This is a genomic window from Microbacterium sp. LjRoot205, assembly GCF_056175745.1.
Window position 1 is genome coordinate 673,469 of record NZ_JBGFFH010000001.1, and the last position, 19,292, is coordinate 692,760.

Below are 19,292 nucleotides of genomic sequence, written 5' to 3' on the forward strand. Positions count from 1 at the left end.
GTGCCTTCGGGAGGAGATCTCGTCTTCGGGAGGAGGATGCCGCAGCATCCGTCCTCCCGAAGCGCAGTTCTCCTCCCGAGGCGCAGGGGTCGGGATCAGGCGAGCAGTTCGTCCGCGAGCGTCTCGATGCGGCGGCGGATCTCGTCACGGATCGGACGCACGGAGTCGATGCCCTGGCCGGCCGGGTCGTCGAGCTTCCAGTCCTCGTAGCGCTTGCCCGGGAAGAACGGGCAGGCGTCGCCGCATCCCATCGTGATGACGACGTCGGATGCCTGTACGGCCTCGGTCGTAAGCACCTTGGGCTGCTCGGCGGTGATGTCGATGCCGAGCTCGCCCATCGCCTCGACCGCGACCGGGTTGATCTGCTCGGCGGGCATGGAACCGGCGGATCGCACCTCGATGCGGTCTCCGGCGAACTCGCGCAGGAAGCCTGCGGCCATCTGCGAGCGTCCGGCGTTGTGCACGCACACGAACAGGACGGAGGGCTTGGTGGTGGTCGTCATGATGTCTCCAGGGTAAGCGAGCGTGCGGGCTCGGGCGACGGCGACGGAATCCTGCCGATCTGGAGCACACTCGGTGCGGCGCAGCAGCTTGCACCATCCGCTTCACCGAAGTCTCCCGATCCGCCGCAGACGCCGGTGTCAGGGAGGACGAGCTCAGTGCGGGCCGCGGCCTCGTGATCTCCGGCCAGGTGTGCGGCGACGCTGCGCACCTGCTCGTACCCCGTCAGCGCGAGGAACGTCGGTGCGCGGCCGTACGACTTCGCGCCGACGATGAAGAGCCCGGGCTCCGGTTGTGCGAGCTCGCGTGCGCCGGTCGCCGACACCGATCCGCACGAGTGGATGTTCGGATCGATCTCTGCGGCGATGCCGGCGACGGCCTCGAGGGAGGTGTCGAGGTCGATGCGCAGCTCCCGCAGGATGCCGGTGTCCGGACGGAAGCCGGTCAGCGCGAAGACCCGTCCGACAGCCGCCACCTCGCGTCCGTCCTCGGCGACGATCGTCATGCCGTCGCCCCCGGCGCGGAACTCCGCGACGCGGAACCCCGTGACCAGCTCGACCACGCCCGTGTCGATGACCTTGCGGGCGCGAGCGCCCAGTGCGGCGCGCTCCGGCAGCTCGTCGCCACTGCCGCCGCCGAAGACGTTCGCGGCGCTGCCGCGGCGCAGCAGCCAGGTCACCCGGGTTCCCGGTGCGCGGCGAGCCAGCTCGCTCAGGCGCAGCACCGCATGGGTGGCGGAGTGCCCCGCTCCGACGACGACGACGTGCTCGCCGGCGAGCTCCGCCACGTCGGCCGGGATGCGGTACGAGATGAGATCGGATGCCGCCCGCTCGCCGACCGCCGGGAAGCCGTCGGCGCCTGCCGGATTCGGCATGCCCCACGTGCCGCTCGCATCGACGACGGCACGGGCGAGGATGCGGGACTCGACACCGTCGACGTCGATGGTGTGCACGACGAACGGCGAACTCCTGCGCCCGGCGTCGACGACCTTGTCGCGCCCCTGGCGTGCGACTCCCGTGACGGTCGTCGCGTAGCGGATGCGGCCTCCCAGAGCACCCGCGAGCGGCGCCAGGTAGTCGCTCACCCACTCCGCCCCGGTCGGGTAGCCCGACGCAGGAGCGCTCCACCCCGTCGGCTCGAGCAGGCGACGGGCGGCCGAGTCGGTCAGTTCCGGCCATGCCGAGAACAGGCGCACATGCCCCCACTCCGAGACGGCGCTCGCAGCCCCCTGCCCTCGTTCGACCACCACGACGTCTTCACCGCGTTCGATCAGATGTGCCGCTGCGGCGAGGCCCTGTGGTCCCGCTCCGATCACCACGACGGGCAGTTCAGACATCGCATCTCCTCAGATTGAAAATCATCGATATGAGAAGCGTCGCGCACGTATCGAAGAATGTCAATACGTGAGAGGATGGTCGCATGACGCTTCCGGTGACGATCGAGCAGACCGCCTGCTGCACCCCGGGCACCGCAGCCGGGCTGCCGGTCGCCGAGGCCGAGCGCATCGCGCACCTCTTCAAAGCACTCGGAGACCCCACGCGCATCCGCCTGCTCTCGCTCATCTCGTCGGCGGAGGGCGGCGAGGCCTGCATCTGCGATCTCACCGCCCCGGTCGGCCTCTCGCAGGGCACCGTCTCGCACCACATGAAGCTCCTGGCCGACGCCGGACTCGTCACTCGCGAGCAGCGCGGCAAGTGGGCGTATTTCTCTCTCGCCGACGGCGCGCTCGACGCGGCCGGAGAAGCGCTGCGACGCGTCTGAGTCGGTCAGGCACACCCCGATAGGCTTGCTCCATGGCCCTTCTCTCGATCGCCGGCTCGACGCGCGCTCCGCATGAGCTGCGTTCGGCGACCCCGATGAGGAAGTCGATGCGCGTCGTCATGCACCCGGGCACGAATGGCTGGACCAGCGTCTGGGGCACACTCTCGCACGGTGAGATCGCGGGCTGCCCGCCGCCACGCGACTAGACCACGCCTCGATGGGGTGTGGTCTTCCGCGCCGTTCACCCCTTCTCTCGCGTGAGGTCTCTTCGTGTCCACTTCTCCTTCCCGTCCCCGTCTCCGCCTGGCTCCGCACGAGCTGTGGCGCGGCATCCGGAACAACGCCCGCAGCGACGTCCTCGGTGGCTCGCTCCTGCTCGCCGCCACCGTCGCCGCGCTGATCCTCGCCAACACCTCCGCGGTGTCGTGGTACGAGTCCGTGCGCGACTTCACCTTCGGCATCCCCGCGCTGCACCTCGACCTCAGCATCGGCGCCTGGGCGGCCGACGGCCTGCTGGCGATCTTCTTCTTCGTCGTCGGTCTCGAGCTGAAGGAGGAGTTCGTCACCGGTCGCCTGCGCGACCCCCGCCAGGCCGCGCTGCCGATCGCCGCGGCCGTCGGCGGAGTGATCGTGCCCGCGGTCATCTTCGCCGTCATCAACGCCGGCGACGGTGACGCCCTGCGCGGCTGGGCCATCCCGACCGCGACGGACATCGCGTTCGCCGTGGCCGTGATCGCCGTGGTGGGCAGGTTCCTGCCGCCCGCTCTGCGCGTCTTCCTGCTGACTCTCGCCATCATCGACGACCTCATCGCCATCACGATCATCGCCACGTTCTACACCGACACGATCAGCTTCCCGTGGCTCACGCTCGCCCTGCTTCCGCTCGCCGGATTCGCCCTCCTCGTGCAGAAGGGTGTTCGAGCGTGGTGGATCCTGCTGCCCCTCGCCGTAGCGGTCTGGGTCTGCATCCACGCCGCAGGGATCCACGCCACGGTCGCCGGCGTGCTGCTGGGCTTCGTCGTGCCCGTCGTGCCGACCGAGCGTGCCAGGGTCCCACGGGGAGTGGATGCCGACGGCGAGCCGGTGTACGACGGTCTGGCCCCGCACTTCGCCGATCGGTGGGGCGTCGTGGCGACGCTGTTCGCCGTGCCGGTCTTCGCCTTCTTCGCGGCCGGAGTCACCATCGGCGGTGTCGAGGGGCTGCGGTCGGCTCTCACCGACCCGATCGCGATCGGAATCATCGTCGGACTCGTCTTGGGCAAACCGATCGGGATCCTCGCGACCACCTTCCTGCTCAGCCGCGTGCCGGCGCTGCGCCTCGACGAGACGCTGCGCTGGCCCGACCTGACCGGCATGGCCTTCCTCGCGGGGATCGGATTCACCGTCTCCCTGCTGGTCGGCGAGCTCGCCTACGGGTCGAGTTCGATCGCCGACGAGCACGTCAAGATCGGCGTGCTGCTGGGGTCCCTCATCGCGGCGGTCATCGGCGGCAGCATCCTCGCGCGGCGGAATGCCGTGGCGCGACGCGCGCGATGACGACGAGAGTATGCCCGTCGCGGGGCCAGCGCGATCAGACCAGGCGCGCGGTCGTTCCTCGGACGTTCAGCTCATAGGGGAGCTCTGCGGGTATGCCCGCGGCCTCTCCGTCGGCGAGCTTGGCGAGCACGGCATCCGCCGCGCGCTCACCCTGACCCAGCGGGAACTGGTCGACCGTGCTGAGCCGGAAGAACTCGCCGAGCTCATGGCCGTCGATGCCCACGATCGAGAGGTCGTCCGGCACGGCGAAGCCGAGGTCGCGGGCGGCGAGGATCGCACCGATGGCCATCTCGTCGGATGCCGCGAACACGGCGGTGGGCCGGGGGCCCGGGCGGCCGAGCAGCTGCTTCGCCGCGCGGTATCCGCCCTCGACGGTGAAGTCGGCCGGTTCGAGGAAGGCGGGGTTCAGGGGGATTCCGGCCTTCGCCAGTGCCTTCTCGAACCCCAGGCGACGGTTCGTCGGGATGTGGAAGTCGATGTCGAACTCGGGGTTCGCGCCGATGTGGGCGATGTCATGGTGCCCGAGACCGATCAGGTGCTCTGTGGCGAGCTGCGCGACGGCCACGTCGTCGACCGTCAGCGTGTCGAGCTTCGGATTCGGGCCGCCGATCGCGATCACCGGCAGCCCGAGGTCGAGCAGGTGCTGCGTCTCGTCGGCGTCGAGCTCGATCGACACCGCGATCACGGCGTCGACCCGCTGCCGCCGCAGGAACGTGTCGAACACGTGGCGGCGCACGTCCTTGTCGGCGGTGATGTTGTAGAGGGTGATGTCGTAGCCCTCGCGCATCAGCGCCGACGACACCCCCGACAGCACGGTGCTGAAGAACCAGCGGTCGAGAAAGGGCACCACCACGCCGATGTTGCGGGTGCGACCCGACGCCAGGCTCGAGGCTCGAGACGAGACCACGTATCCGAGCGCCGCTGCCGCCTCCTGCACGCGTTGGCGAGCAGACTCCGACACGTGGCCTCGGCCGCTCAGAGCGCGCGAGACCGTCGCGGTCGAGACGCCGGCGAGCCGGGCGACCTCATCGATGCTCGCCATGGGGATTCCTCTCTGAGTCGGTGGGGCCGCGGCATCCGATGGGGAACGCGTCGGCGGGCAGCGGGATCGGCTCGGTGCCCAGGTTCGCGAGCACGTGCACGTCGCCGCGGCGGAATGCCACCGCATCCGCTCCGGCGTCCGCCCACACCAGCGAGCCGCTGCCGAAGCCGTACTCCCGGCGTCCGGCGAGCAGGCGCTTGTAGAGCGCGAGCGTCGACGAGGGGTCGACCTCCTCGACATCCCGCGAGTACGATGCCCAGTCGGCCGGCTGCGGCAGCCACGACGCGCCGGTCTCGTTGAAGCCGAACGCCGGAGCATCCGCCTCCCACGGCAGCGGCACGCGGCATCCGTCTCGTCCGTAGCGCTCGCCGTTCGTGCGGAACCACGTCGGGTCCTGACGGAACGCGTCGGGGATCTCCATCGCCTCGGGCAGGCCGAGCTCTTCGCCCTGATAGAGGTAGGCGGAGCCGGGGAGGGCGAGCATCACGGTCGTCGCCGCGCGGGCGCGGGCGAGTCCGATCGCGGTGTCGGGCTTGTGCGGAGTGTTCGGGCCGATGCCCTCACCCTGCGGGTTCTCGGCGGTCAGTGCGAGGCGCGAGGCGTGGCGCACGACATCGTGGTTCGACAGCACCCAGGTGCTCGGAGCACCGACCGCACCGAACGCGTCGAGGGATTCGCGGATGACGTCGCCGAGAGCCTTCGCGTCCCACTCGGTCATCAGGTACGGGAAGTTGAACGTCTGGTGCATCTCGTCGGGGCGCACCCACAGCGCGGTCTGCTTCAGCGTCGGCATCCAGGCCTCGCCGCACAGTGCGCGATCGCCGTCGTACTCGGCGAGCACCTTGTGCCAGTCGCGGTAGATCTCGTGCACGCCGTCCTGACCCCAGTACGGCACGTCGTCCTCGCCGCCGCCCATCGAGTCGGCGTCGGCCGGCGGGGTGTAGTCGGGCAGGCCCTCGGCCTTGATCATGCCGTGAGCCACGTCGACGCGGAAGCCGTCGACGCCGCGGTCGAGCCAGAAGCGGAGGATGGAGCGGAACTCCTCGCGCACCTCTTCGTTGTTCCAGTCGAAGTCGGGCTGCGTGGGGTCGAAGATGTGCAGGTACCACTGGCCGGGAGTGCCGTCGGCCTCGCTGATGCGCTCCCACATGCCGCCGCCGAAGACGGATTCCCAGTTGTTGGGGGGCAGCTCGCCGTTCTCGCCCTTGCCGTCGCGGAAGATGTACCGTGCTCGCTCGGGGCTGCCGGGAGCCGCCTTCAGCGCCTCCTGGAACCAGGCGTGCTGAGCAGACGAGTGGTTCGGGACCAGGTCGACGACGACGCGGATGCCGCGGGCGTGCGCCTCGTCGAGCATGGTGTCGAAGTCGTCGAGCGTGCCGAAGAGCGGGTCGACGTCGCGGTAGTCGGCCACGTCGTATCCCGCGTCACGCTGCGGGCTCGTCATGAACGGGCTCAGCCAGATCGCGTCGACGCCGAGCTCCTTCAGGGAGTCGAGCCGGCTGGTGATGCCGGGCAGGTCGCCGATGCCGTCGCCAGAGGCGTCGGCGAACGAACGAGGGTAGATCTGGTAGATGACCGCGCTGCGCCACCACTCGGAACCGGGGGCTGCGATCTGCTCAAGCTGTGCCATGGGATCAGATTAGTGCAAACGCTTGCAGGTCTGCCACCATTGCGATCGAATCGTTTCGGCAACGCGATATTCCACGCCGCTCCACAGCGACTTGCAGCCCGGGAGTAGGCTTCGGGCATCCGACGACTGGAGGCTGTCATGGTTCCCGAGATCAACTACTGGGCGGTTCTGCTCGCGACCGCGTCGAGCATGGTCGTCGGCACGATCTGGTATTCCCCGAAGGTGTTCGGCACGCGCTGGTCGAAGCTCGCAAACGTCGACATGGATCGCCCGGGTTCGAGCGCGACGATGGCGATCATCACCACCGTGTTCGTGAGCTTCGCGACGGCCTGGGTGCTGGCCGGAGCCTCCGCCATCGCGTGGCACTTCTACGACGGGTCGTTCTTCTGGGCGGCCGTCGTCACCGGCGTGCTGCTGTGGGCCGGATTCACCGCCGCGCGGTTCATCACCCACGATGCGTTCGAGGGGCGCCCGACAGCGCTGACCACCATGAACATCGCCCACGAGCTCGTCACGATCGTGGTCATGGCGCTGATCATCGGCGTCTGGCCGCCTGCGCTCGGCTAGCCGGCTGGGGCATCCTTCGTGAGGTCCTGCGCGAGCATCACGAGGATCCCGCTCGGGCCACGCAGGTAGGTGAGCTTGTAGACGTCCTGGTAGTTCGCGACTCCCCGCAGGGGCCGGAATCCATGCCGGGCGGCGATGGCCAGGGACTCGTCGATGTCCTCCACCGAGAACGCCACCCGGTGCATCCCGATCTCGTTCGGCAGCGTGGGCTCGGTCTCGATCGCGTCGGGGTGGATGTACTCGAACAGCTCGAGCTGACCGTGGCCGTCCGGTGTCTGCAGCACGGCGATCTTCGCATGATTGCCGTCGAGGCCGACTGCGGTGTCGGCCCACTCTCCTCTGACTTCGTCGCGGCCGAGCACGGTGAGGCCGAGATCGGTGAAGAAGGCGATGGTCGCGTCGAGGTCGCGCACGGCGATGCCGACGTTCTCCAGTGTGATGGGCATGCGTCGGATGCTACTCGCGAGCGCGACACGCCGGATGAGGCGAAAGACTAGACCTTCGCCCCTTCCGCTCGGACTTCTTGGTATGCCAGCATTTTGCACGTGACCTCCTGGTCGCTCGCGGGTCGTGCACTCGAACCGCGGTCCACACCGAGGGGGTCTTGATGTCGGGTTCGTCGCGTCGATCGGCTCCGTGGATGATCGCCGCCGCGCTCATCGCCGCCGCCCTGGTCGCGGGTGCGGCGACCGCAGCCTCGGGTGATGGCCCCTCCGACGCTCCGACCGCCGACGTCGCCTCCGACCCCACGCTCTCCGTCGCCCTGGCCTACGAGTTCCTCGATGCCCGTGTCGACGAGTTCTGCGACGGTGCCGGGCACTGCCTCCCTCGCAGCTACGAGGGAGGGTTCTTCACCGACCTGCCGACCTGGGACTTCACTCCGTCCTTCGTCTACGACGACGCACTCGTCGTGATCGCGTACACCGCCAGGGGCCTGCCGGACGACATCCGCCGGGCGCAGACCATCGGCGACACCCTGCTCTTCGTGCAGGCGAACGATCCGATCGGCGACGGGCGAGTCCGCACGTCGTACGAACCCCACGGCATCCGACAGGGGCGCGTCGAGATCACCGGCCCGGGCACCTTCACGGGCAACCAGGCGTGGGCGGGCATGGCGCTCGCGCGTCTCTTCCACGCGACCGGCGAGTCGAAGTACCTCGACGGAGCCGTGCGGATCGCCGAGTGGATCCAGACCAACACCGCCGACATGGCCCGGGCCCCCTTCGGCTATACGGGGGGTCAGCTCGAGAACGGCTCTTCGCTGGAGTGGAAGTCCACCGAGCACAACACCGATATCGCCGGCTTCTTCACGCAGCTGGCCCAGCTGACCGGCGACCCCGTGTGGGCCGACAGAGCGGCGGTGGCCACGGCATTCGTCGCCGCGATGCAGAGCGCAGACGGTCACGTCGACACCGGCACGCTGCTCGACGGGTCGACCACGAACGTCTATCCGGTGCCGCTCGACGCCCAGACCTGGACGCTGCTCGGCACGGGTGACCCGCGGTACGGCGCGGCTGTCGACTGGGCGCTCGCGAACCTAATGGCCACCGACGGGCCGTACACCGGCCCGTCCATCAGTCACGTCGACACCTCCAAGGTGTGGTTCGAGGGCAGCGGACACCTGGCACTGGCCCTGAAGCTGAGGGACGGAGCGGGCGACGCCGACCGCGCGGAGGCGCTGCTGAGCAGCATCCGACTCGGCCAGCGCGACGCGGCGAACGGAGACGGCAAGGGCATCGTGGCGACGTCGACCGACGGCCTGGATTCCGGCTTCGGCGACCTCTACTACGCCAGCCTGCACACCGGCGCGACGGCGTGGTACCTGCTCGCGGCCGCGGGGGACAACCCCTTCAGCCTTCCCGTCGACTGAGCGGCGCCGACTCCCGCCGGACGCGATCGCGATTGCGATTGCGATTGCGATTGCGAGGTCAGTTTCGCATCTTCAGACCGATGCGGGGTCGAAAAAGCATCCGATTCGGTCGTTTCCGATGCGGAATCGACCCCGGCTGTGTGCGGGGTGTGGAACCGACCCCGGGTAGGATTGCGGATGCCGCGTCGACCGGCCCCGGCCCTGGCGGGCTGCCGACCGGCGCGCCCGCGTGCCCTTCGGTGCTCAGGCGGTGCTTACGCGGCGACGCGGGCGACCGCGGCGACCGCGCTCGTGAAGAAGTCGAGTCCGTCGAGGCCCGAGCGCATGGCGGCCGAGGTGTCGGGGCCGAAGCCGGCCTCGGTGGCGTGCTCGGGGTGCGGCATGAGCCCCACGACGTTGCCCGCCTCGTTGGTGAGTCCGGCGATGTCGCGCAGCGATCCGTTGGGGTTGACGCCCGCATAGCGGAAGGCCACGAGACCCTCGCCCTCGAGACGGTCGAGCGTCTCTTCGTCGGCGATGTAGCCGCCGTCGGCGTTCTTCAGCGGGATCGTGATCTCCTGGCCGGTGCGGAAGCGGTTCGTCCACGCCGTGTCGGAGTTCTCGACGATGAGCTTCTGGTCGCGACGCACGAAGTGCTGGTGGTCGTTGCGGATCAGACCGCCGGGCAGCAGGTGCGCCTCGACGAGCATCTGGAAGCCGTTGCAGATGCCGAGGATCGGCATGCCCTTGGCGGCTGCGTCCTTGACCTCGCTCATGATCGGCGACAGCGCGGCGATCGCTCCGGCGCGCAGGTAGTCGCCGTAGCTGAAGCCACCGGGCAGCACCAGGGCATCGACGCCTTCGAGGTCGTGCGAACCGTGCCAGAGGGCGACGGGCTCGGCGCCGGCGATGCGCACGGCGCGCTGAGCGTCGCGGTCGTCGAGCGAGCCGGGGAAGGTGATGACGCCGATGCGGACGCTCACTCAGCGACCTCGATGCCCACGACGTCTTCGATCACGGAGTTGGAGAGCACCTCGTCGGCGATGCGACGGGCCTCGGCGAGGATCTCGTCGGTGACCTCGCCCTCGACGGTGAGCTCGAAGCGCTTGCCGATGCGGACATCGGTGAAGCCCTCGACGCCCAGACGGGAGAATGCGCCAGAGACGGCCTTCCCCTGCGGGTCGAGCAGTTCGGGCTTGGGCATGACGTCGACGACGATGGTGGGCATGTGGATCCTCCTGGCGGCCGCAGGCCGCAGCTATCGGTCGTTGAGCGACGAGCGCAGCGAGGAGTCGAAACGCGGGAGTCGCGGGCGGACGGGCGCGACCAGTCTACCGGCTCGCGGCAGGCGCCTTGAGCGAGAGCGCGAGCGTCAGGCGTGGAAGACGGTGTGCAGGTCTCCGATGGCCTCGCGGCCGCCTAGGCCGTCGATCTCGAACAGCACCGAGATCCCGACGACGTGGCTGCCGAGGCGCTCCACGAGCTCGCGTCCTGCGGCGAGCGTGCCACCCGTGGCGAGCACGTCGTCGATCAGCAGCACGCGGGATCCTGCGGGCAGGTCGTCGTGCATCTCGATCGTCGCCGTGCCGTACTCGAGCGCGTAGTCGACGGATGCTGCGGGCCGGGGGAGCTTGCCGGCCTTGCGGATCGGGATGAGTCCCACGCCGGCGGCGATGGCGGCCGCCCCGGCGAGGATGAACCCCCGCGCCTCGATGCCCGCGACCACGTCGAACTGCCCTGCGAACGGCGCGATGATCGCGTCGGTCGTGGCCTGAAGCGCCTCGGCGTCGGCGAGCAGCGGTGTGATGTCGCGGAAGATGATCCCCGCCTCCGGGTAGTCCGGGATGCTGCGGATCAGCGATTCGGCGCGGACGAGGGCGGGGGAGAGTTCGGTGTCGGGCACCGGTCAAGGGTACGCCAACACGGGGGCTTGACATTCGTGGGAGCGCTCCCATAGAGTCTCTCATCAATGCGTGGGAGCGCTCCCACGAGAGTTCCACGCATTGCCCCGACGCACCACACGCACCACAACCGCACGACCCACCACAAAGGAGTGAACTGTGAACACACGTGCCCGCAAGCGGATCCTGACGGCAGCAGCCGTCGCATCCGTCTCTGCCCTGGCCCTCGCCGGCTGCGCCTCTGCCGACTCGGGAGACAGCGCCACCGGTGACGAGAAGGTCACGCTGACCGTCACGACGTTCGGCACCTTCGGATACGACGACCTCTACGACGAGTACGAGAAGGCGAACCCGAACGTCACGATCGAGGCGACCAACATCGACACCGGCGGCAACGCCCGCACCGACGCGTTCACGAAGATCGCGGCAGGCTCGGGCCTCAGCGACGTCGTCGCGATCGAGGAGGGCTGGCTCGGCGCCATCATGGACGTCTCCGACACCTTCGTCGACCTGCGCGACTACGGCATCGAAGACCGCAAGGCCGACTGGGTCGACTGGAAGTACGGACAGGCGACCGATGCCGAGGGCCGCGTGATCGGCTACGGCACCGACATCGGCCCGAGCGGCATCTGCTACAACGGCGCAGCCTTCGAGGCAGCAGGACTCCCGAGCGACCGCGAGTCGGTGGCCGAGCTGCTGAACGGCGACTGGGAGAACTACTTCGCGGTGGGTGCCGAGTACACGGCGAAGACCGGCAAGGCCTGGTACGACCACTCCGGCTTCGTCTGGAACGCCATGGTCAACCAGCTCGACGAGGGCTACTACACCTCCGATGGCGAGCTCAACGTCGAGGACAACGCCGAGCTCAAGGAGCGCTTCGAACTGCTCGGCTCCGCGACCGAGGGCGGCCAGTCCGCCGCGCAGACCGCATGGGACTGGAACGGCGGCAAGTCGTTCGTCGACGGCACCTTCGCCACGTTCGTCTGCCCCGGCTGGATGCTCGGAGTCGTGCAGGGTCAGGTCGAGGCCGGAGGCGGCGACGCATCGACCGGCTGGGACTTCGCCGACGTGTTCCCCGGCGGAGCAGCCAACTGGGGCGGCGCCTTCCTGTCGATCCCCGAGAGCTCCGAGCACAAGGAAGCCGCGGCCGACCTGGCCGACTGGCTGACGCAGCCCGAGCAGCAGGTCAAGCAGTCCGCCGCCGCGGGCAACTTCCCCTCCACCGTCGAGGCGCAGGAGACGCTCTCCGCAGAGGCGACGCCGAACGCGTTCTTCAACGACGCGCCCACCGGCGCCATCCTCGCCGAGCGTGCGAAGGGTGTCGTGGCGCAGTTCAAGGGCGCCGACGACTCGGTGATCCAGGAGAACGTCTTCGGTCCGGCCCTCAGCGGCCTCGACCGCGGCGAGACCGACACCCAGGGCGCCTGGGATGCCGCGGTCAAGCTCCTGAACGAGCTGGTCGACTGACCCTCCGGTCGTTGAGCGAGCGCCGCGGAGCCGCCCGAGACGAAACGCTCACCGCGTCTCGTCTCGGGGCTTCGCTCCTCGCTCAACGACCGACGACTCTCCGGGCGTTGAGCGAGCACGGCGGAGCCGAGCGAGACGACACGCGCCACTCAGACGAAGGAACCCCTCATGACCCTCACAGCGGAACGCCGCGAGACGGCATCCGATGCGCCGAAGGCGGATGCCGCTGGCCGGCGTCCCTGGCGGCACCGCCTCTCGCGGTTCGACCAGAACGCGTCCCCGTACTTCTACATCTCGCCGTTCTTCCTGCTGTTCGGGCTGGTCGGACTCTTCCCTCTGCTCTACACGGTGTGGGTGGCCGTGCACGAGTGGGACCTGCTCAAGGGGCAGGGTGAGTTCATCGGCGCAGGGAACTTCGTAGAGATCCTCGGCGACGCGATGTTCTGGAACTCGATCTTCAACACCCTGAGCATCTTCCTGCTGTCGGCGATCCCGCAGCTCGCGGTCGCCCTGGTGATCGCGTACCTGCTCGATCGCGGCCTCCGCGCCCCCACCTTCTGGCGCATGAGCATCCTCATCCCGTTCGTGGTCACGCCCGTCGCCGTCGCCATCATCTTCTCGAGCATCTTCAACGAGGCCGACGGCCTCGCCAACAATCTGCTCAACCTGATCGGCATCGCCGACCAGCAGTGGAAGCACGACACCGCGCTCTCGCACCTGGCGATCGCCGTGATGGTGAACTTCCGCTGGACCGGCTACAACGCCCTCATCCTGCTCGCCGCCATGCAGGCGGTGCCTCGCGACCTCTACGAGTCGGCCGCGCTCGACGGCGCAGGAGCCGCGCGTCGCTTCTTCTCGATCACGATCCCCACGATCCGCCCGACCCTCATCTTCGTGATCATCACGGCCACGATCGGCGGTCTGCAGATCTTCGCCGAGCCCCGTCTGTTCGACGTCTCGACCGCGGGCGGCATCGGCGGCAGCGACCGACAGTTCCAGACCACGGTGCTGTTCCTGTGGGAGCTCGCCTTCTTCCGTCGAGACCTCGGCGAGGCATCCGCCGTCGCGATCCTGCTGTTCCTGCTCATCGTGGGCATCGGAGTGATCAACTTCCTCATCTCGAGGCGGATCTCGACAGGCGATGCTCCCCAGAACCGTGCCGCGCGACGGCGCGCACGCACCGCCGCGGCCGCAGCCGCGACGGCCGCAGCCGCAGGCTCGACGATCGCCACCACTACCGAGGAGAACGCGCGATGACCGCCACACAGGCGCTGAGCGTCCCCGAGAAGATCCGCAGGCGCCGAGGCGCCGTCGGCGGAAACGCCGGAATCGGCAGCCGCCCCGGATTCCTCACCTACGGCCTGCTCGCCGCATTCATCATCGGCAGCGTCTACCCGCTGTGGTGGTCGGTCGTCGTGGCGAGCGGCACCAACTCGACGCGCGGCGAGACCCTGCCGTTGATCCCCGGCGGCAACTTCCTCGCCAACGCCGCCAAGGTGTTCGACGCGATCCCGTTCTGGCTGGCGCTCGGGAACTCGTTCCTCATCTCCGGCATCATCACGCTGTCGGTCGTGACGTTCTCGACGCTCGCCGGATACGCGTTCGCCAAGCTCCGCTTCAAGGGACGCGACGGACTGATGATCTTCGTGATCGCGACCATGGCGATCCCGACGCAGCTCGGCATCATCCCCCTGTTCATGCTGATGCGCGAGCTCGGCTGGACGGGATCGATCGGCGCGGTCATCGTGCCGACCCTGGTCACCGCCTTCGGCGTCTTCTTCATGCGGCAGTACCTGGTCGACGTGATCCCCGACGAGCTGATCGAGGCCGCGCGCATGGACGGCGCCAACCAGTTCCGCACGTTCCTCACCGTCGGCCTCCCGGCGGCTCGGCCCGCCATGGCGATCCTCGGGCTCTTCACCTTCATGACCGCGTGGACCGACTACCTGTGGCCGCTGATCGTGCTCTCCCCGCAGAACCCGACTCTGCAGACGGCGCTCAGCCAGCTGCAGTCCGGCTATTACATCGACTACTCGATCGTGCTCGCCGGCGCGGTGCTCGCGACCCTTCCGCTGCTCGTCCTCTTCGTGGTGGCGGGCCGGCAGCTGGTCAGTGGCATCATGGCGGGCGCGGTGAAAGGATGACCCCTATGACCCGCGCCTTCCCCGAGAACTTCCTGTTCGGCGCCGCGACAGCGGCGTACCAGATCGAGGGGGCCGCTTTCGAAGACGGGCGCACCGCGTCGATCTGGGATGCCTTCAGCCGCGAGCCGGGTGCGGTCATCGGCGGGGACAACGGCGACGTGGCGTGCGACCACTATCACCGCTACCCGCAGGACGTCGCGCTCATGAAAGAGCTCGGGCTGCAGACCTACCGCTTCTCGACCTCGTGGTCGCGGGTGCGTCCTGACGGCGGCGCGGTCAACGCGAAGGGCGTCGACTTCTACGAGCGCCTCGTCGACGAGCTGCTCGCCAACGACATCCTGCCGTGGCTGACCCTGTATCACTGGGACATGCCGCAGGCGCTGCAGGAGACCGGCGGCTGGACGAACCGCGACACCGTCGGACGCTTCCTCGAGTACGCGGGCACGATGCACGACGCACTGGGCGACCGTGTGAACGTGTGGACGACGCTGAACGAGCCCTGGTGCTCGTCGTTCCTCTCCTACACGGGCGGCGAGCACGCTCCCGGCCACACGAGCGTCGCCGAGGGGCTGCTCTCGGCCCACCATCTGCTGCTCGCCCACGGCGAGACGGTGCGCGAGCTGCGCGGTCGGGATGCGAGCCTCAACCTCGGCATCACCCTGAACCACACCGTCGCAGACCCGGCGGATCCGGCGAATCCCGCCGACGTCGACGCGGCTCGTCGGGTCGACGGCCAGTTCAACCGCTGGTTCCTCGACCCGATCTACCGCGGCGTGTACCCCGACGACATCATCAGGGACATCAGGGCGGTGGATGCCGACGCGGTGGCGCGCTTCACGGATGCCGTCCATGACGGCGATCTCGACGTGATCTCGCAGCCCATCGACACGCAGGGCGTCAACTACTACCACGGCGACTTCGTGTCGGGCACGGCGCCGGCGGAGATGCCGGTCAGCGGCGGGCCCGCGACAGATCGCCCCGCACGCAGCCCCTACCCGTCGAGCGACGGCATCTACGCGGTCGAACGCGGACTGCCGCGCACCGCCCAGAACTGGGAGGTGCAGCCCGAGGGGCTGACCCGTCTGCTGCAGCGCGTGTGGACCGACTACGCCGAGCCCGCAGGAACCGCGCTCTACATGACCGAGAACGGTGCTGCCTACGACGACGTCGCCGTGGTCGAAGACGGCGAGACCCGTGTGCACGACGCCGACCGCACCGAGTTCCTGCGGCTGCACCTCGCGGCCGTGCTCGACGCGGCAGATGCCGGCGTCGATGTGCGCGGCTACTTCTACTGGTCGATGTTCGACAACTTCGAATGGGCATGGGGCTACGACAAGCGCTTCGGCATCGTGCGCGTCGACTACGACACCCAGGAGCGGAGTCTGAAGGACTCCGGTCGGGAGTACGCTCGCATCATCGCCGCCCGCGCTCTCTGACGCCGGCAGCGACAGTCGAGAGCATCCGGTCTCGCGGCCGGACAGAGGGGAGAGCCGTGTCGTCACGAGCGACCATCGAAGAGGTGGCATCGGCCGCAGGGGTGTCGAGATCGACGGTGTCGCGGGTCGTCAACGGCTCGACGGCGGTGAGCCCTGAGGCCCTCGAGTCGGTGAAGCGCGCGATCGAGGAGCTCAGCTACGTGCCCAATCGCGCGGCTCGCTCGCTCGCGTCGAGGCAGACTCACGCGATCGCGCTGATCGTGCCCGAAGACACCACGCGCTTCTTCGGCGACCCGTTCTTCGCCTCGATCGTCGCGGGCATCACGGGTGCGCTCCGGGGGTCGGACTACCTGCTCAACCTGCTCATCGCGAGCGACGATCCCGGCGACAAGATGACCAGCTTCGTGCGCAACGGCGGTGTCGACGGCGCGCTCATCGTGTCTCACCACACCAGCGACGCCTTCATCGACCGGGTCGCCGACGCCGTGCCCGTGGTCTGGGGCGGCCGACCGGTGCGGATCCGCGAGGGTGACTACGTGGTCGACGTCGACAACGTCGCCGGAGCTCGCACGGCCACCCAACATCTGATCGAGACCGGCCGCACACGCATCGCGACGATCTCGGGACCCATGACGATGGTCTCGTCGGTCGACCGCGTGCAGGGCTTCCGCGGCGCACTGGCGGACGCCGGGCTCTCGCCGTTCGCCGAAGAGGCGGGTGACTACAGCGAGGCCAGCGGAGCGGATGCGGCGCGCCGCATCCTCGCCGAGGGCCGCCCCGACGCGATCTTCGTCGCCAGCGACCTCATGGCCCGTGGCGCCCTGACGGCGCTGCGCTCCGCCGGCATCCGCGTTCCCGAAGACGTCGCGCTCGTCGGATTCGACGACTCGTCCGTCGCGCTGAGCACCGAACCGCAGCTGACCACGATGCGACAGCCGATGTATGCGCAGGGGGAGGCGATGGCCGGAGTGCTGCTCTCGCGCCTCGCCGGTCGCGACCCCGCGCACACGACGATCCTTCCGACCGAGCTCGTGGTGCGCGCCTCGTCGTAGCCGCTCCACGCGATCCGCGTCTCCGCCGGCGCGGAAGTGAACACGGATGCGGACCATACGCCCCTCCAGGTCGGCCCGCATCCGTGGGTCTGGGTCGGTCAGGTGATCCGGTACTGGTGACGGCGCCGAGACCGCTGATCGATGACCGCGGGCCACGGCATCGTCGCCCACGGGCCGTTCCGCTTCGCGGTGGATGCACTCGCGAAGACGGGCGACGAATCGCCGTACTTCTCGAACGAGTCCTCGTCGAGATCGCCGTCGCTCCAGTGCATGACGCGTCCGGCGATGTAGCTCAGGCCGAAATCGGCCCACGACACGAACGACGGGCGGGTGTCGACGCTGATCCGGTGGATGATGCGACGCGCCTCGGCGACGTCGGCGCATCCGAGCGCCACACCCCAGGTCGTCATCACCACGGCCTGGCCGAGTGCGTACGCGTCGAGGGTGCGGACGTAGAGGTCGGGCGTCACGACGTCTTGGACGACTCGCCTGCGCACCTCCTGCTCGATGTGCTCGATGCCGCGGACGAAAGGTCGTGCGTCGCGTCGGTCCCCGCCCTCATCGGCGATCGCGGCGAGCCACTCCTTCGTCGTCGGCACCCGCCCGAGGGCTGTGTGCAGGTCGTTGCGCACGGCGAGATGGAGCATCCAGGCATGACGTCGTCGTCGCACCGTGGTCAGGTGGTCGATCATGCCGAGCCAGTCCGCGCGATCGTGGATGCCCCACTGCTCGGCGAGCAGCGACTTCTCCTCGGTTCCGAGGCCGGGGGCCGTCGGGTCGTTCCACGGGCCGGACGGCAGGCTGCTGATCTGCAGCAGGCCCAGGGCGATCTCGTTCGCCTCGGTGTCATCCGTGGAGTACAGCTCGGAGGGTGCGAGCCTCTGGGGTCGCATGAACCATCCTGTCGCGCTCATCACACTCCTGAGGGTGAGGCCTGGCGTAGCTCATAGCTTGAACAGCTATTCAGTCGCTAATATATAGCGTCCGGGGGGAGAAATCGAAGTCGTCCGATGCTGGGGAGCGGGACACGAATGGCACGTTCAGACGAACACAACCGGGCGGCGCGTGAACGATCCCGCGAAGCCATCCTGCGGGCAGCGGTCGATCTGTTCGCCGAGCGCGGCGTCTCGGGCGCGAGCATCGCTGAGATCACGCGGCGAGCCGGAGTGGCTCAGGGCCTCGCGAACTATCACTTCGGGAACAAGGAGCGGCTGATCGCCGCAGTGCTCGACCGGTGGTTCGAGACGCTGTTCGGCATCCCCCAGGCCGAGGGGTCGGCCGACGACCGTCTCGCCGGCATCATCGACGGCGCCCTCACCGCCACGGGCTACGCCCTTCCGGTGCAGCGAGCGGTCTTCGCGATGCAGCAGCAGCCGACCACCCACCGCCTGTATGCGGAGGCCGAAGAGCGCCACGCGGAGGAGGCGAGGGCGTCGGAGGACATCGTTCGCGGGGTCTTCCGCGAACGCGGCGCCGCGGATCCGGCGCTCGAGGAGATCATGCTGCGCAGCACGCTCGAGGGCATCTTCATGAAGTACGCCGTCTACGGCGACACGTATCCTCTCGAAGACGCTCGCCGCTGGATGCACCGGCTCTACGGGCTCCCCGAGCCGCAGGCGCCGCTTCCTCTCCAGCTCGCCCCGCGGGACCCCGACGCGAGGACCAGAGCGTCGGGCGCGCTGCGCGCGGAGGAATGACCCCGGCACCGACATCGATCGGCGAGGGTCGGGATCAGCCCAGCTGCATCCGGGCGAACGCGCCGAGCACGACGCGTTCCGACTGCACGAGGTAGCGCTCGAGCTCGGCCGCGCCTTCCTGCGCGCCCTGCGTGAGGAAGGTGTCGAGCACGGCGCGGTTCTTGCGCACGAACGGCTCGTGGAGCGATCGCGGATCGTCGATCTTCAGGAACGCCAGCCGCAGCTCGGCCGCCAGGTCGCGATAGGTGCGGGCCAGGCGGGGGCTGTCGGCGAGATCGACCAGGGCGACGTGGAATGCCATGTTGGCGCTGCCCACCTCGCGCCAGGCGCCCGCGTCGTCGTGGACGGCATCCCGGGCGGCCTTCTCGGCGGCGAGCACCGCCTGCTGCATCCGCTGCACCGAGGGGTGCTCGGGCTCGGAGTGCAGGAGCGCCGTACACTCGATGACGCGGCGTGCTCGGTAGATGTCGATGACGTCGGCTATCGAGGGCGACGCGACGGAGACACCCCGGTGCGGCACGTGCTCGAGAAGACCCTGCTCGGAGAGCGCGCGGAACGCCTCTCGCAGCGTGTTGCGCGCGACGCCGAAGTGCTCGGCGAGGGCCGATTCCGACAGCCGTGAACCGGGGGCGAAGGCGCCGTCGATGATCTGCTGACGGAGCGCATCGGCGAGCATGCCCTGCTGGTTCATGCCTTCATCGTAGGCGGC

21 protein-coding genes are annotated in these 19,292 nt (G+C 68.9%); 11 read left to right on the plus strand and 10 right to left on the minus strand.

The window, feature by feature from the left end:
- Positions 1-95 precede the first annotated feature (95 nt).
- Positions 96-503: an arsenate reductase ArsC gene (locus AC04ME_RS03370; RefSeq protein ID WP_475123382.1), complete on the minus strand. Its 408-nt coding sequence runs from the start codon at positions 501-503 to the stop codon at positions 96-98.
- Positions 500-1,837, minus strand: coding sequence for an FAD-dependent oxidoreductase (locus AC04ME_RS03375; RefSeq protein ID WP_475433577.1), 1,338 nt, complete (start codon positions 1,835-1,837; stop codon positions 500-502). The genes AC04ME_RS03370 and AC04ME_RS03375 overlap by 4 nt, the downstream gene beginning before the upstream one ends.
- Positions 1,838-1,920: 83 nt before the next feature.
- Here AC04ME_RS03375 and AC04ME_RS03380 point away from each other — a divergent pair, with 83 nt between their 5' ends.
- The 3 genes from AC04ME_RS03380 to nhaA all read left to right on the plus strand — a co-directional run bounded on the left by AC04ME_RS03380 (position 1,921) and on the right by nhaA (position 3,798).
- Positions 1,921-2,262: an ArsR/SmtB family transcription factor gene (locus tag AC04ME_RS03380; RefSeq protein WP_079112125.1), complete on the plus strand. Its 342-nt coding sequence runs from the start codon at positions 1,921-1,923 to the stop codon at positions 2,260-2,262.
- Between the two features lie 32 nt (positions 2,263-2,294).
- Positions 2,295-2,468, plus strand: a complete 174-nt coding sequence (locus AC04ME_RS03385) for a hypothetical protein (RefSeq protein ID WP_164481681.1) — start codon at positions 2,295-2,297, stop codon at positions 2,466-2,468.
- A gap of 64 nt (positions 2,469-2,532) precedes the next feature.
- Entirely contained in the window at positions 2,533-3,798 is a 1,266-nt protein-coding gene (gene nhaA / locus AC04ME_RS03390; RefSeq protein ID WP_052492858.1) for a Na+/H+ antiporter NhaA, read from the plus strand.
- 34 nt (positions 3,799-3,832) lie between these two features.
- On the opposite strand, the gene AC04ME_RS03395 is transcribed toward nhaA, so the two are convergent.
- Both AC04ME_RS03395 and AC04ME_RS03400 read right to left on the minus strand, forming a co-directional pair.
- Entirely contained in the window at positions 3,833-4,840 is a 1,008-nt protein-coding gene (locus tag AC04ME_RS03395) for a LacI family DNA-binding transcriptional regulator (RefSeq protein WP_042538074.1), read from the minus strand.
- Positions 4,824-6,470, minus strand: a complete 1,647-nt coding sequence (locus AC04ME_RS03400) for a glycoside hydrolase family 13 protein (protein ID WP_475433579.1) — start codon at positions 6,468-6,470, stop codon at positions 4,824-4,826. The genes AC04ME_RS03395 and AC04ME_RS03400 overlap by 17 nt, the downstream gene beginning before the upstream one ends.
- A 138-nt stretch (positions 6,471-6,608) precedes the next feature.
- On the opposite strand from AC04ME_RS03400, the gene AC04ME_RS03405 reads away from it, so the two are divergent.
- Complete coding sequence (locus AC04ME_RS03405; protein ID WP_079112128.1) at positions 6,609-7,037, plus strand: DUF1761 domain-containing protein; 429 nt, start codon at positions 6,609-6,611, stop codon at positions 7,035-7,037.
- On the opposite strand, the gene AC04ME_RS03410 is transcribed toward AC04ME_RS03405, so the two are convergent.
- On the minus strand, positions 7,034-7,483 hold the full coding sequence (locus AC04ME_RS03410) for a VOC family protein (RefSeq protein WP_475433581.1): 450 nt from the start codon (positions 7,481-7,483) through the stop codon (positions 7,034-7,036). The genes AC04ME_RS03405 and AC04ME_RS03410 overlap by 4 nt on opposite strands.
- Before the next feature lie 161 nt (positions 7,484-7,644).
- On the opposite strand from AC04ME_RS03410, the gene AC04ME_RS03415 reads away from it, so the two are divergent.
- A complete protein-coding gene (locus tag AC04ME_RS03415; protein ID WP_475433582.1) occupies positions 7,645-8,907 on the plus strand; it encodes a hypothetical protein in 1,263 nt (420 codons plus the stop codon).
- A 254-nt stretch (positions 8,908-9,161) separates the two neighbouring features.
- Here AC04ME_RS03415 and purQ read toward each other — a convergent pair whose 3' ends face one another.
- From purQ to AC04ME_RS03430, 3 genes are all read right to left on the minus strand, one after another.
- On the minus strand, positions 9,162-9,869 hold the full coding sequence (gene purQ, locus AC04ME_RS03420; RefSeq protein WP_475433583.1) for a phosphoribosylformylglycinamidine synthase subunit PurQ: 708 nt from the start codon (positions 9,867-9,869) through the stop codon (positions 9,162-9,164).
- Positions 9,866-10,114, minus strand: coding sequence for a phosphoribosylformylglycinamidine synthase subunit PurS (gene purS, locus AC04ME_RS03425; RefSeq protein WP_079112131.1), 249 nt, complete (start codon positions 10,112-10,114; stop codon positions 9,866-9,868). The genes purQ and purS overlap by 4 nt, the downstream gene beginning before the upstream one ends.
- A gap of 144 nt (positions 10,115-10,258) precedes the next feature.
- Positions 10,259-10,789: an adenine phosphoribosyltransferase gene (locus AC04ME_RS03430; RefSeq protein WP_042538063.1), complete on the minus strand. Its 531-nt coding sequence runs from the start codon at positions 10,787-10,789 to the stop codon at positions 10,259-10,261.
- A gap of 157 nt (positions 10,790-10,946) precedes the next feature.
- Here AC04ME_RS03430 and AC04ME_RS03435 point away from each other — a divergent pair, with 157 nt between their 5' ends.
- The 5 genes from AC04ME_RS03435 (at position 10,947) to AC04ME_RS03455 (ending at position 16,886) form a co-directional block, all read left to right on the plus strand.
- The gene (locus AC04ME_RS03435) at positions 10,947-12,254 is read left to right on the plus strand and encodes an ABC transporter substrate-binding protein (protein ID WP_042538061.1); all 1,308 of its coding nucleotides are present in this window, start codon (positions 10,947-10,949) and stop codon (positions 12,252-12,254) included.
- 168 nt (positions 12,255-12,422) lie between these two features.
- Complete coding sequence (locus AC04ME_RS03440; protein WP_309693411.1) at positions 12,423-13,511, plus strand: carbohydrate ABC transporter permease; 1,089 nt, start codon at positions 12,423-12,425, stop codon at positions 13,509-13,511.
- Positions 13,508-14,398 (plus strand): carbohydrate ABC transporter permease, encoded by an 891-nt coding sequence (locus AC04ME_RS03445; RefSeq protein ID WP_042538056.1) that lies wholly within the window; start codon positions 13,508-13,510, stop codon positions 14,396-14,398. The genes AC04ME_RS03440 and AC04ME_RS03445 overlap by 4 nt, the downstream gene beginning before the upstream one ends.
- 5 nt (positions 14,399-14,403) lie before the next feature.
- Positions 14,404-15,834: a GH1 family beta-glucosidase gene (locus AC04ME_RS03450; RefSeq protein ID WP_475433584.1), complete on the plus strand. Its 1,431-nt coding sequence runs from the start codon at positions 14,404-14,406 to the stop codon at positions 15,832-15,834.
- 56 nt (positions 15,835-15,890) lie between these two features.
- Positions 15,891-16,886: a LacI family DNA-binding transcriptional regulator gene (locus AC04ME_RS03455; protein WP_042538052.1), complete on the plus strand. Its 996-nt coding sequence runs from the start codon at positions 15,891-15,893 to the stop codon at positions 16,884-16,886.
- Between the two features lie 98 nt (positions 16,887-16,984).
- Here AC04ME_RS03455 and AC04ME_RS03460 read toward each other — a convergent pair whose 3' ends face one another.
- On the minus strand, positions 16,985-17,779 hold the full coding sequence (locus tag AC04ME_RS03460) for a DUF1266 domain-containing protein (RefSeq protein WP_475433586.1): 795 nt from the start codon (positions 17,777-17,779) through the stop codon (positions 16,985-16,987).
- 138 nt (positions 17,780-17,917) lie between these two features.
- On the opposite strand from AC04ME_RS03460, the gene AC04ME_RS03465 reads away from it, so the two are divergent.
- Positions 17,918-18,583: a TetR/AcrR family transcriptional regulator gene (locus tag AC04ME_RS03465; RefSeq protein WP_042538048.1), complete on the plus strand. Its 666-nt coding sequence runs from the start codon at positions 17,918-17,920 to the stop codon at positions 18,581-18,583.
- A gap of 34 nt (positions 18,584-18,617) precedes the next feature.
- On the opposite strand, the gene AC04ME_RS03470 is transcribed toward AC04ME_RS03465, so the two are convergent.
- Positions 18,618-19,274, minus strand: a complete 657-nt coding sequence (locus AC04ME_RS03470; protein WP_079112136.1) for a GntR family transcriptional regulator — start codon at positions 19,272-19,274, stop codon at positions 18,618-18,620.
- Positions 19,275-19,292: the final 18 nt, after the last annotated feature.

Bases quoted from the DNA above. Each gene is read 5' to 3' on its own strand.
- AC04ME_RS03470 (WP_079112136.1), bottom strand. From the start codon at position 19,274: ATGAACCAGCAGGGCATGCTCGCCGATGCGCTCCGTCAGCAGATCATC.
- AC04ME_RS03380 (WP_079112125.1), top strand. From the start codon at position 1,921: ATGACGCTTCCGGTGACGATCGAGCAGACCGCCTGCTGCACCCCGGGC.
- AC04ME_RS03465 (WP_042538048.1), top strand. From the start codon at position 17,918: ATGGCACGTTCAGACGAACACAACCGGGCGGCGCGTGAACGATCCCGC.
- AC04ME_RS03405 (WP_079112128.1), top strand. From the start codon at position 6,609: ATGGTTCCCGAGATCAACTACTGGGCGGTTCTGCTCGCGACCGCGTCG.
- AC04ME_RS03410 (WP_475433581.1), bottom strand. From the start codon at position 7,483: ATGCCCATCACACTGGAGAACGTCGGCATCGCCGTGCGCGACCTCGAC.
- AC04ME_RS03415 (WP_475433582.1), top strand. From the start codon at position 7,645: ATGTCGGGTTCGTCGCGTCGATCGGCTCCGTGGATGATCGCCGCCGCG.
- AC04ME_RS03385 (WP_164481681.1), top strand. From the start codon at position 2,295: ATGGCCCTTCTCTCGATCGCCGGCTCGACGCGCGCTCCGCATGAGCTG.
- AC04ME_RS03460 (WP_475433586.1), bottom strand. From the start codon at position 17,779: ATGCGACCCCAGAGGCTCGCACCCTCCGAGCTGTACTCCACGGATGAC.
- purS (WP_079112131.1), bottom strand. From the start codon at position 10,114: ATGCCCACCATCGTCGTCGACGTCATGCCCAAGCCCGAACTGCTCGAC.
- AC04ME_RS03400 (WP_475433579.1), bottom strand. From the start codon at position 6,470: ATGGCACAGCTTGAGCAGATCGCAGCCCCCGGTTCCGAGTGGTGGCGC.
- AC04ME_RS03375 (WP_475433577.1), bottom strand. From the start codon at position 1,837: ATGTCTGAACTGCCCGTCGTGGTGATCGGAGCGGGACCACAGGGCCTC.
- AC04ME_RS03370 (WP_475123382.1), bottom strand. From the start codon at position 503: ATGACGACCACCACCAAGCCCTCCGTCCTGTTCGTGTGCGTGCACAAC.
- AC04ME_RS03450 (WP_475433584.1), top strand. From the start codon at position 14,404: ATGACCCGCGCCTTCCCCGAGAACTTCCTGTTCGGCGCCGCGACAGCG.
- AC04ME_RS03445 (WP_042538056.1), top strand. From the start codon at position 13,508: ATGACCGCCACACAGGCGCTGAGCGTCCCCGAGAAGATCCGCAGGCGC.
- AC04ME_RS03440 (WP_309693411.1), top strand. From the start codon at position 12,423: ATGACCCTCACAGCGGAACGCCGCGAGACGGCATCCGATGCGCCGAAG.
- AC04ME_RS03395 (WP_042538074.1), bottom strand. From the start codon at position 4,840: ATGGCGAGCATCGATGAGGTCGCCCGGCTCGCCGGCGTCTCGACCGCG.